The 9668-nt window shown below is 74.8% G+C and carries 8 protein-coding genes; 4 read left to right on the top strand and 4 right to left on the bottom strand.

Going from position 1 to position 9668, the window contains the following annotated elements:
• Positions 1 to 465: 465 nt before the first annotated feature.
• On the bottom strand, positions 466 to 2133 hold the full coding sequence (locus L7D48_RS16840; RefSeq protein ID WP_237880264.1) for an amidohydrolase: 1668 nt from the start codon (positions 2131 to 2133) through the stop codon (positions 466 to 468).
• 68 nt (positions 2134 to 2201) lie between these two features.
• Positions 2202 to 2642, bottom strand: coding sequence for an Lrp/AsnC family transcriptional regulator (locus L7D48_RS16835; RefSeq protein WP_194074729.1), 441 nt, complete (start codon positions 2640 to 2642; stop codon positions 2202 to 2204).
• A gap of 205 nt (positions 2643 to 2847) precedes the next feature.
• Here L7D48_RS16835 and L7D48_RS16830 point away from each other — a divergent pair, with 205 nt between their 5' ends.
• Positions 2848 to 3240 (top strand): hypothetical protein, encoded by a 393-nt coding sequence (locus tag L7D48_RS16830; protein ID WP_237880263.1) that lies wholly within the window; start codon positions 2848 to 2850, stop codon positions 3238 to 3240.
• 127 nt (positions 3241 to 3367) lie between these two features.
• On the opposite strand, the gene L7D48_RS16825 is transcribed toward L7D48_RS16830, so the two are convergent.
• Entirely contained in the window at positions 3368 to 4540 is a 1173-nt protein-coding gene (locus L7D48_RS16825) for an acyl-CoA dehydrogenase family protein (protein ID WP_237880262.1), read from the bottom strand.
• Positions 4541 to 4779: 239 nt separating this feature from the next.
• On the opposite strand from L7D48_RS16825, the gene L7D48_RS16820 reads away from it, so the two are divergent.
• Positions 4780 to 6516 carry a bifunctional 3'-5' exonuclease/DNA polymerase gene (locus tag L7D48_RS16820; RefSeq protein WP_237880261.1) on the top strand — a complete coding sequence of 579 codons (1737 nt, stop codon included), beginning with the start codon at positions 4780 to 4782 and terminating at the stop codon, positions 6514 to 6516.
• A gap of 68 nt (positions 6517 to 6584) precedes the next feature.
• On the opposite strand, the gene L7D48_RS16815 is transcribed toward L7D48_RS16820, so the two are convergent.
• Complete coding sequence (locus tag L7D48_RS16815; RefSeq protein ID WP_237880260.1) at positions 6585 to 7460, bottom strand: alpha/beta fold hydrolase; 876 nt, start codon at positions 7458 to 7460, stop codon at positions 6585 to 6587.
• Between the two features lie 218 nt (positions 7461 to 7678).
• Here L7D48_RS16815 and L7D48_RS16810 point away from each other — a divergent pair, with 218 nt between their 5' ends.
• Positions 7679 to 8845, top strand: a complete 1167-nt coding sequence (locus tag L7D48_RS16810; RefSeq protein WP_237880259.1) for a S1 family peptidase — start codon at positions 7679 to 7681, stop codon at positions 8843 to 8845.
• A gap of 285 nt (positions 8846 to 9130) precedes the next feature.
• Positions 9131 to 9334 (top strand): cold-shock protein, encoded by a 204-nt coding sequence (locus L7D48_RS16805; RefSeq protein ID WP_093656524.1) that lies wholly within the window; start codon positions 9131 to 9133, stop codon positions 9332 to 9334.
• Positions 9335 to 9668: the final 334 nt, after the last annotated feature.

Raw genomic sequence — 9668 nt, 5'->3', positions numbered from 1 at the left:
GCCCCGCACGGCCGGTGGGCAGGAGGGGCGGGGCGAAGAGGACGGGGCGAAGAGGGCAGGGGCGTCCTCGGGATCGGGGCCCGGCGCCCTTCGGGCCGACCTGGGACCCGCTGGCTGCGGATCGGCCGAAAGTCGTTGTCTACTGAGCCTCCGGGCCCCACCCGGGTCGCACCGCCGACCGGCCGGGATCTCTCCGTCCCCGTGCCGCGGACGCTGGATCTGGCTCCCGGCCGTACGCCGGTGCGACGCACCGCCCATGACCCAGCTCGCTCGACGACTGTGCGCGGAGGATCCCCCGTCGGACGTCCTGTGGTGGACCCGGCAGAACCTACCCGCCGACCGCCGCGGCCTGTCAACACCCCCACAACCTGCGGCGTTTCCCCAAAGCAGCAGGTCAGTGCGGAGAGAGCCGCCGAGGGAGGGCAGACCTGGGGGACATCGTTCGGCGGTATGGCCCGCCTTCCGTCACCCGTTCGGGTGTTCGTAGACCGTCCTCCCTCCGACGACCGTCCGCAGGCAGACGGGCAGCGGGCGGTCCGGGCCGAGGTCGGGCAGACCCGGGGTGCCCGAACGCGGATCGGTGGACCAGGCGGCGATCCGGCCGTCGGGCACCTGCACCACCAGATCGCCGGTGCGCCACAGGGCGTAGTCGGCCGGGGCTCCGGGGACGAGGACGCCCGCGTCGTCGCGGCCGATCGCCCGCCAGCCGCCGCGGGTGTGGGCGGTGAAGGCGGCGCGGACGGAGATCCGGTGCTCGGGGGTGCGGTGGAAGGCGGCGGCGCGCAGGGTGCCCCAGGGGTCGAGCGGGGTGACGGGGCTGTCGGAGCCGAGCGCCAGCGGCACACCGGCGCGCAGCAGGGCGGCGTACGGGTTGAGGGTGCGGGCGCGCTCGCGGCCCAGGCGCCGGGCGTACATACCGTTCTCGCCGCCCCAGGCGGCGTCGAAGGCCGGCTGGACGGAGGCGGTCAGGGCCAGCTCGGCGAAGGCCGCGATGGTGGCCTCGGTCAGCATCTCGGCGTGCTCGACGCGGTGCCGGGCGGCCCGCACCCGCTCCAGGCCGACCCGTTCGGCGGCCGCGCGTACGCCCTCGGTGACGGCGGTGAGGGCGGCGTCGCCGATGGCGTGGAAGCCGGCCTGGATCCCGGCCTCGGTGCAGGCGGCGACGTGGGCGGCGACGGCGTCGGCGTCCAGGTGGCCGGTGCCGCGGTGGTCGGCGTCGGCGTAGGGCTCGTGCAGATGGGCGGTGTGGGAGCCCAGGGAGCCGTCGGCGAAGAGGTCGCCCGCGGCACCGAGGGCGCCGAGCTCCCGCACCCGCCGCGCGCCCTCGGGGGAGGTGATGTGCTCGGCCCAGTAGCCGAAGACGCGGGGGCCGGGCTCGGCGGCGGCCAGCTCCAGCAGCCCGGTGAGGTCGTCCTCGCTCGAGATCTCCGGTCCCGCGCACTCGTGGAGGGTGCCGATGCCGCGGGAGGCCGCGTGGCGCAGGGCGGCGCGCTGGGCCTCGGTGCGCTGGGCGGGGGTGATGGAGGCGTGGGCGACGGCGCGCACCGCGTGATGGGCGTCGCCGGTCAGGGCGGCGCCGGGGGTGTAGCCGGGCAGCTCCGTGACGCCGGGGGTGCCGGGGACGAGGTCGAGCAGTGCGGTGGTGACCAGGGCCGAGTGGACGTCGACACGGGTGAGGTAGAGCGGCCGCCGGCCCGCGGCCTCGTCGAGCTCGGCACGGGAGGGAAGCCGCTGACCGGGCCAGGCGGACGCGTCCCAGCCGTGGCCGAGCAGGATCCGGTCGCCGGGACGGGACCGGGCGTACTCCCGCACGCGGTCCAGGAGCTCGGCCGGGGAGCGGACGCCGGTCAGGTCGAGGCCGGTGAGCGCCAGGCCGGTCGCGGTGGCGTGGACGTGGGAGTCGGTGAAGGCCGGGGTGACGAGCGCGCCGTCGAGGCGGACCACCTCGTCGACGCCGTCGGCGAAGGAGTCCGCGGCCCCTTCCGAGCCGACCCAGGCGATGCTGCCGCCTTCGACGACCATGGCGGTGGCGAAGGGGTCGGCGGGGCTGTGGACCTCGCCTCCGCGCAGGAGGACGGTGCGGGGGCGGTCGGGGCGGTCAGGGCCGTCGAGAGGGGCCGTGCTGTCGCTCATGGCTGCCAGTCTCCCCCTCGCCCGCCGCTCCCGGCCGCCGGGGTCGCCCGTACGCGGCGCGCAGGCCCTCACACGCGGGGCGGCCGGGCCTCGTAGGGGGTGGAGAGCACGACGGTGGTGCGGGTGGAGACCCCGGCCAGGGAGCGGATGCGCGCCAGCAGGTGCTCCAGCTCGACGGGAGCGGCGACCCGGACCTTGAGGATGTAGTTCTCGTCGCCCGCGACGCTGTGGCACGCCTCGATCTCGGGCACCTCGGCGAGCCGGTCGGCGATGTCGTCCGGGGCGCTGGGGTCGAACGGCTTGACCGAGATGAAGGCGGTCATGGGCAGCCCGACGGCCTCGGGGTCGACGATGGCCGCGTAGCCGCGGATGACACCGCGCTGCTCCAGCCTGCGGACGCGCTGGTGCACCGCCGAGGTCGACAGGCCGGTGGCCCTGCCCAGGTCGGTGTAGCTCATCCGCCCGTCCCTGACGAGCAATTCCACGATGCGACGATCCAGCTCCTCCACGACAGGCAACCTACTGCGCCGGGCGCACCACGGCACACCGTTCGGCCTGTCGGCGACCCCGGGGCGCGGACATGTGACGAACGCCACACCCGCGCTCCCGTGTCCGGGAGGGTGCGGAGATTACGGACGGGCAACGGAGGGAAATGCTTGCTGTGGCCGGGACACCCTCGATCGGACACCCGGCAGCCCGTCCAAGGGGGATTGCATGCGCAAGGTGAAGTCGCTCGACGCCGGTCACCCGGACACCGAGGCCCAGGAGGAGAGAGCCGAGGCCTACGAGACCTATGAGATCTTCCGGGTGGTCTGCCCGGACTGCGCGCGGCCGATAGCCCTGCTGGCGGACGAGGAGACGCTCCCCGAGCACGCGCTGTGCCCGACTCCGTGGAACCCGTTCGGCCTGACGGTGTGCCAGGGCTCGGGGCGTCCGGTGGAGGACGCCGGGCCCGAGGGCCCGGAGCACGAGACCCGCGAGCAGGACGCCGCGACGCTGCTGACGCTGCCCGAGGGGCTGCACTGGCGGATGCAGCCCTTCTCCCACGCCGGCGGCCCGGGTACGCATCCGATGCGCGTTCCGCACGGCCGGCACCCGCGCCACTGACGACCCGCGCCGTCCCGGCCCGGAAGTACCCGCGCCCGGAGAGGCACCACACGCCCGGACACCGCCGGGCACGGCCGCACCGGCGGTCCGCGCCCGGGCCTCCCGGCGGCGCGGACCGCCGTCGCGCTCAGCGGCTCTCGGGACCGGCCAGGTGGCGGGCGATGACCACCCGCTGGATCTGGTTGGTGCCCTCGACGATCTGCAGCACCTTGGCCTCCCGCATCAGGCGCTCGGCCGGGTAGTCGCGGGTGTAGCCGTAGCCGCCCAGCAGCTGGACGGCGTCGGTGGTGACCTTCATCGCGGCGTCCGTGCAGAACAGCTTGGCCATCGCCGCCTGCCGGGCGAAGGGCTCCCCCGCGTCGCGCAGGCGTGCCGCCGCCAGGTACAGAGCGCGGCCGGCCTCGATCTGGGTGGCCATGTCGGCCAGCATGAACCGCACGCCCTGGAAGTCGGAGACGGGGCGGCCGAACTGCTCGCGCCCGGCCGTGTAGGCCAGTGCCTCGTCGAGGGCGGCCTGGGCGACCCCGACCGCGCAGGCGGCGATGCCGAGCCGGCCGGAGTTGAGGGCGTCCAGGGCGATGGCGAAGCCCTGCCCCTCCTCACCGACCCGGCGGCTGTCGGGGACGCGGACCCCGTCGAAGTGGACCTGGGCCGTCGGCGACCCGCCCATCCCCATCTTGCGCTCGGGGGCGGCGGCGCTGAGCCCCTCTGCGTCACCGGGGACGAGGAAGGCGGTGATGCCGCGCGGTCCTTCTTTCCCGGTGCGGGCCATGACGGTGTAGAAGTCGGCGATGCCGCCGTGGGTGATCCACGCCTTGGTGCCGTCGAGCACCCAGTCGTCCCCGTCGCGGACGGCGCGGGTGCGCAGCGCGGCGGCGTCGGAGCCGGAGGAGGGTTCGGACAGGCAGTACGCGCCCAGCAACCCGCCGGTGAACATCGTCGGAAGGTGCTCGGCGCACTGTTCCTTGGAGCCGTAGTGGGCGAGCGCGTGGCAGGCGAGGGTGTGGACACTGACGCCCAGGCCCACGGTGAGCCGGGCCGCGGCCAGCTCCTCCAGGATCTGCAGGTACACCTCGTAGGGCTGCTCGCCGCCGCCGAACTCCTCGCCGTAGGGCAGTGACAGCAGGCCGGACTCCGACAGCAGGGTGAAGGTCTCGCGGGGGAAGCGGCCGCTCTCCTCCTCCTCGGCCGCGACCGGACGGATCTCGCGCTGGGCGAGTTCACGCACCAGGGTGAGGAGGTCACGGGCCTCCTCGGTGGGCATCCGGCGTTCCACCGGCTGGGGGCCGTACTCGGTCATCGCGGCGCTCTCCTCCCTGTCGGGGGCTGCGGCGGCGGGCGCTCGGGGTGGGGCGCCGCCACCGGGAAGTGGTTGCCGGCCGATGTCGCCCCTCGGGTCGCGAGAGCGGCTGACCAGCGGCTGTGGCGATTGGAGTATGCCCGATCGGCGGTCCGGCGTCACCGCGGGGCGAAGGTCGCTGTGAGGATCGCCGTGGGGATCACCGCCGGTTGTCGGTGCCCGCTGCCACACTCCACCGTATGCGGGACGGCCACGGCCCCGGGCGAGGGGGCGGACGGGAGCGGGAGGGCGCGGTGCGCTGGGCGGTGGCGGTGACCGCCGAGGGCACGGCCCTGCTGTGCCCGCTGGACGGGCGGGGGCGCGCGGCGGGTCCGGTGGTGACCGAGCCGGACGTGGCGCGGGCCGTGGCGGAGCACACCGCCTCCGGCTCGGTCAGCCGGTGGGTGTGGCGATCGACGGCGCAGGTGTATCCGCGGCTGCTGGAGGCCGGGGTGCGGGTGGAGCGGTGCCATGACGTCGAGGCGTGCGAGGCGCTGCTGCTGGGCCACGAGGGCCGTTGGGGCGAGCCTCGTTCGCTGTCGGCGGCCTGGGCGCGGCTGCACGGGGCGCCGGTGCCGGACGACCCGCCGCTGCCCGCGGCCGACCGGCAGCCCTCGCTGTTCGCGCCGGGTCCGGTCCCGCTGCCGCCGGGCACGGACCCGCTCGCCGCCCTGCTGGAGGTGTACGCCGGCCAGCTGCGGCGGGTGGAGGCGGCCGGGCACCCGGAGCGGATGCGGCTGCTGCTGGCGGCGGAGTCGGCGGGGACGCTGGTGGCGGCGGAGATGAACCGCGCGGGGGTGCCCTGGCGGGCGGACGTCCACCGGGAGCTGCTGCGGGAACTGCTGGGCGAGAGCTATCCGGGCGGCGAGCCCGCCCGGCTGGCTCAGCTGGCCGAGGAGATCTCGCGCGCCTTCGGGCCGGGGGTGCGGGTGCGGCCGGATCTGCCGGCGGACGTGGTCAAAGCGTTCGCGCGGGACGGGATCAGGCTGTCCTCGACCCGGGCGTGGGAGCTGCGGAAGGTCGACCACCCGGCCGTCGCCCCGCTGCTGCGCCACAAGACGCTGTACCGGCTGCACACCGCGCACGGCCGGTCCTGGCTGCGCACCTGGGTGCGCGACGGCCGCTTCCGCCCCGAGTACGTGCCCGGCGGCTCGGTCACGGGCCGCTGGACGAGCAACGGCGGAGGCGCGCTGCAGATCCCCAAGGTGGTGCGGCGCGCGGTGATCGCGGACCCGGGCTGGCGGCTGGTGGTCGCCGACGCCGACCAGATGGAGCCCAGGGTGCTGGCCGCCGTCTCCCGCGACCGGGGTCTGATGGAGGTGGCCGGAAGCGGCCGGGACATGTACTCGGTGCTGTCGGACCGGGCGTTCGGCGGCGACCGGGAGCGGGCCAAGCTGGCACTGCTGGGCGCGGTGTACGGGCAGACCTCGGGGGACGGCCTGCGGCACCTGGCGGACCTGCGGCGCCGCTACCCGGCGGCGGTGGCGTATGTGGACGAGGCGGCGCGGGCCGGCGAGGAGGGCCGCCTGGTGCGCACCTGGCTGGGGCGCACCTGCCCGCCCGCGGCCGCCCGGGAGGCGGACTTCGGGGACGGCGGGGTCGGCCCGCCGGAGGCGGGTGCGGAGGGTCCGGCGGACGGCGGCGCGGCCCGGGCCCGCGGCCGGTTCACCCGCAACTTCGTGGTGCAGGGCAGCGGGGCCGACTGGATGCTGCTGGTGCTGGCCTCCCTGCGGCAGTCCCTGGCCCGGATGCGCGCCGAGCTGGTGTTCTTCCAGCACGACGAGGTGATCGTGCACTGCCCGCAGCAGGAGGCGGAGGCGGTGGTGGAGGCCGTCCGCGCGGCGGGCGAGCGGGCGGGCCTCGCGGCCTTCGGCGAGACCCCGGTGCGCTTCCCGTTCACCACGGCCGTGGTGGAGTGCTACGCGGACGCCAAGTGAGCCGGGCCTCGGCCGTGTACGGCAGCCGGGGTCGCCGGCTGCCGGACCGCCCGCGCCCGCTGCGGGTCTCAGGCCGCCCGCGTCCGTTCCGGGGCGAGGAAGGCGCGCAGCGCCCCGGCGAGCTGCTCGGGCGCCTCCTCGGCCATGTGGTGGCCGCTGTCGATCGTGCCGCAGGTGACGTCGTCCGCCCAGTTCCGCCAGATGCCGGGGATGTCCGGGTACAGGTCGCCGAGGTCGTCCTTCTCCGACCACAGCACCAGCACCGGGCAGGTGATGCGGCGGCCCGCGGCCCGGTCGGCCTCCTCGTGGCGGCGGTCCACGGTCAGCCCGGCCCGGTAGTCCTCCAGCATCGCCCGTACGGTGGCCGGATTCCGGATGGCCGCCTGGTAGTCCTCCCACGCCTCGGCCCCCATCACCTCCTCCGAGCCGCCGTACCAGGCGGCGGGGTCGGCGAGGATGGCGCGCTCGGGCTTGTCGGGGACGGCGAAGAAGAACCAGTGGTACCAGGCGCGGGCGAAGCGCTCGTCACAGCGGGCCAGGTGCTCGCTGATGGGGATGCAGTCGCCCAGCGCCAGACGGGTCACGGCCTCCGGCGCGTCCAGCGCGAGCCGGTAGGCGACGCAGGAGCCCCGGTCGTGGCCGAAGACGGCGAAGCGGTCGTGGCCCAGGCGCCGCATCAGCTCCAGGCAGTCGCGGGCCATGGCGCGCTTGGAGTACGGGGTGTGGCCGTCGTCGGTGGGCGGTTTGGAGGACTGCCCGTAGCCGCGCAGGTCGGGGCAGACGACGGTGTGGCCGTCCGCGAGCAGGGGCGCGACGCGGTGCCAGGTGGCATGGGTGCGCGGATGGCCGTGAAGGAGCAGCACCGGGGGTCCCGATCCGCCGTGCCGTACCCGTAAGACCGCCTCGCCCACGTCGATCCGCTCCAGCGCGAACCCCTCGAACACGCCCGTCTCCCTCCGCCTACCGCTTCCCGGCTACCCGGCGTGGTGGCCGTTACGCCCGGCGGCGGACGGGCCTTCCGCCGCCGCCAGCATTGGTATGGACATGACCTCGGATCCCTTCTACGCTCTCCTGGACCAGACCTGAGAGCGCTCTCATGTCTCCACTGTCCGACCCCACCTCGACCTCACCGGGTAGAGCCGACAGAAGGAGAACAACCGTCATGCGACGCAGGATCGGTGTACGCGCGGGCCTGTCCGCGCTACTGGCGCTGGGCGCCCTGACCGCCACGGGGGGCGGGCTCGCCTCCGCCTCGCCCTCACCGGCCGAGCCCCGGGCCGGCGCACCCGCGCCGGAACTGGTGGACGCCATGGAGCGCGACCTCGGGCTGACCGAGCACCAGGCGCGGAAGCGGCTGCGGCAGGAGGCGGCGGCCATGGAAGTGGCTCCCGGCGCCGAGCGGGCCGCGGGCTCCGCCTTCGCCGGCTCCTGGTTCGACACCCGCACCGGTGAGCTCGTCGTCGGCGTGACCGCCCCCGGCAGAGCCGACGCCGTACGGGCCGCCGGCGCCGAGGTACGGGTGGTCGAGCACGACGCGAAGGAACTGGACGCGGCCAAGGAGCGGATCGACGCCCGGGCCGAGCGCGAGGCCGCACCGGAGGGGGTGAGCGGCTGGTACGTCGACCCCCGGGCCAACAGCGTGGTGGTCGAACTCGTGGAGGGTGCCGGGGACGATGCCGGCGTACGCGCCTTCCTGGCCGCCGCGCGGAAGGCCGGTCCCGTGGAGGTGCGCGAGAGCACCGGCGGGGCGCCGCGCACCTTCGCCGCCGGCGTCGTCGGCGGCGACCCGTACTACACCGGCAACGCCCGCTGCTCCATCGGCTTCTCCGTGCACGGCGGCTTCGTCACCGCCGGGCACTGCGGGCCGGCCGGGGCGTCGGTGCGCGGCTGGGACGGTTCCCAGATGGGCACCTTCCAGGGCTCGTCCTTCCCCGGCAACGACTACGCCTTCGTGAGGACCGGCCACGGCTGGTGGACCGTTCCGGTGGTGCTGGGCTGGGGGACGGTGCCCGACGTCCTGGTGCGCGGCTCGGCGGAGGCTCCGGTCGGCGCCTCGATCTGCCGCTCCGGCTCCACCACCCGCTGGCACTGCGGCCAGGTCCTGGCGAAGAACGAGACGGTCAACTACAGCCAGGGCGCCGTCCACCAGATGACCAAGACCAGCGTCTGCGCCGAGCCCGGCGACTCCGGCGGCTCGTTCGTCAGTGGCGACCAGGCCCAGGGCGTGACCTCGGGCGGCTGGGGCAACTGCTCCGGCGGCGGCCAGACGTGGTTCCAGCCGGTCAACGAGATCCTGTCGGTGTACGGCCTGACGCTGCACACCGCCTGACACCACCCATCCCCCCGTACGCCGCGCCCGGGGGTGCGCGGAGTGGAGGCCGCCCGGCGTCCGGCCGGGCGGCCTCCGGCCGTCCTCCCGCCCGCCGGGGGCGGATCTGTGTTACGTTGGACCACGTTGCAGTTTTGGTACCCATGAACTTTGTGCGCGCCTGACGGTTTGTGACCTTCAGGCGCCTTTGTTTTTCCGGCTCTTCCGGCGGGGTCTCATTGCGGCGACACGGAGATCCGCACAGTGCGGATCTCCTGCTCTGCCCCTATCTGGAGGAGAAAAAGTATGGCTACTGGCACCGTGAAGTGGTTCAACGCGGAAAAGGGTTTCGGTTTCATCCAGCAGGACGGCGGCGGCGCCGACGTCTTCGCGCACTACTCGAACATCGCCACCCAGGGCTTCCGCGAGCTCCACGAGGGCCAGAAGGTCACCTTCGACGTCACCCAGGGCCAGAAGGGCCCGCAGGCGGAGAACATCCTCCCCGCCTGATCCCGCCGCGTTCGGCGAACGCGACGCGCAGCACCATGGAAGCCGGGGCCCGCACCACAGGGTGCGGGCCCCGGCTCGTGCCGCGTTCCGGCCCGCGGCCGCGCCATCACCGCGCCGCGCCGCGCCGCCTCTTCGCCGCACACCCCGGCCGTACGGCCCTCGCCGGGCCCGTCCGGCCGGATTTCTCCGCGCAGCAGCGCGATCCGCTCTTTCACCGGCTCGTTCCCGCGACTCTCCGCCCGTTCACACGCTGCGGAGCCTCCCCGGCACGCGCCGCCCCGAGGAAGGTCCCACCCCGCGTGAACCAGAATTCCGGAACCCGTTCCGCCCGTCC

Source organism: Streptomyces sp. ICN903 (assembly GCF_022015835.1).
GTDB lineage: Bacteria > Actinomycetota > Actinomycetes > Streptomycetales > Streptomycetaceae > Streptomyces > Streptomyces fenghuangensis.
This window is presented reverse-complemented; position numbering and strand designations above follow the sequence as displayed.

Excerpts from the sequence above, each read along its gene's own strand:
- L7D48_RS16840 (WP_237880264.1), bottom strand. The coding sequence starts at position 2,133 with ATGAGCGACAGCACGGCCCCTCTCGACGGCCCTGACCGCCCCGACCGC.
- L7D48_RS16830 (WP_237880263.1), top strand. The coding sequence starts at position 2,848 with ATGCGCAAGGTGAAGTCGCTCGACGCCGGTCACCCGGACACCGAGGCC.
- L7D48_RS16825 (WP_237880262.1), bottom strand. The coding sequence starts at position 4,540 with ATGACCGAGTACGGCCCCCAGCCGGTGGAACGCCGGATGCCCACCGAG.
- L7D48_RS16820 (WP_237880261.1), top strand. The coding sequence starts at position 4,780 with ATGCGGGACGGCCACGGCCCCGGGCGAGGGGGCGGACGGGAGCGGGAG.
- L7D48_RS16810 (WP_237880259.1), top strand. The coding sequence starts at position 7,679 with ATGCGACGCAGGATCGGTGTACGCGCGGGCCTGTCCGCGCTACTGGCG.
- L7D48_RS16805 (WP_093656524.1), top strand. The coding sequence starts at position 9,131 with ATGGCTACTGGCACCGTGAAGTGGTTCAACGCGGAAAAGGGTTTCGGT.